Genomic DNA, 695 nt, shown 5'->3' with positions numbered 1-695 from the left:
ACCACGCCGGTCACGTCCGTCGTGCGGAAGTAGAACTGCGGGCGGTAGTTGTTGAAGAACGGCGTGTGGCGCCCGCCTTCGTCCTTGGTCAGGATGTAGGCCTCGGCCTCGAACTTCTTGTGCGGGGTGACGGAGCCGGGCTTGCACAGAACCTGTCCGCGCTCCACGCCTTCGCGGTCCACGCCGCGCAGCAGGGCGCCGATATTGTCGCCGGCTTCGCCGCGGTCCAGCAGCTTGCGGAACATCTCCACGCCCGTGCAGGTCGTCGTCGTCGTGTCGCGGATGCCCACGATCTCGATCGTGTCGCCGACATTGATCACGCCGCGCTCCACGCGCCCCGTGACCACCGTGCCCCGGCCCGAGATCGAGAACACGTCCTCGATCGGCATCAGGAAGGGCTGGTCCACGGCGCGCTCGGGCTGCGGGATGTAGCTGTCGACCGCGTCCATGAGCTTCTTGATCGACTCCTCGCCGATCTCCGGGTCGCGGCCCTCCAGGGCGGCCAGCGCCGAACCCGCGATGACGGGGATGTCGTCGCCGGGATAGTCGTAGGACGTCAGCAGCTCGCGGATCTCCATCTCGACCAGCTCCAGCAACTCCTCGTCGTCGACCTGGTCGACCTTGTTCATGTAGACCACCATGGCGGGAATGCCGACCTGGCGACCGAGCAGGATGTGCTCGCGCGTCTGGGGCAT

General features: G+C 66.8%; 1 protein-coding gene. It reads right to left on the bottom strand.

The genetic code is table 11. The features are described from left to right. Positions 1-695 (bottom strand): EF-Tu/IF-2/RF-3 family GTPase (locus Q0718_RS13640; protein WP_298919143.1); only part of this gene is annotated, 695 nt, incomplete at both ends.

It is taken from the genome of uncultured Algimonas sp. (assembly GCF_947498175.1).
Lineage (GTDB): Bacteria > Pseudomonadota > Alphaproteobacteria > Caulobacterales > Maricaulaceae > Litorimonas.
The sequence above is the reverse complement of the archived record's forward strand: the minus strand, read 5'-3'. Positions and strand labels throughout refer to the sequence as shown.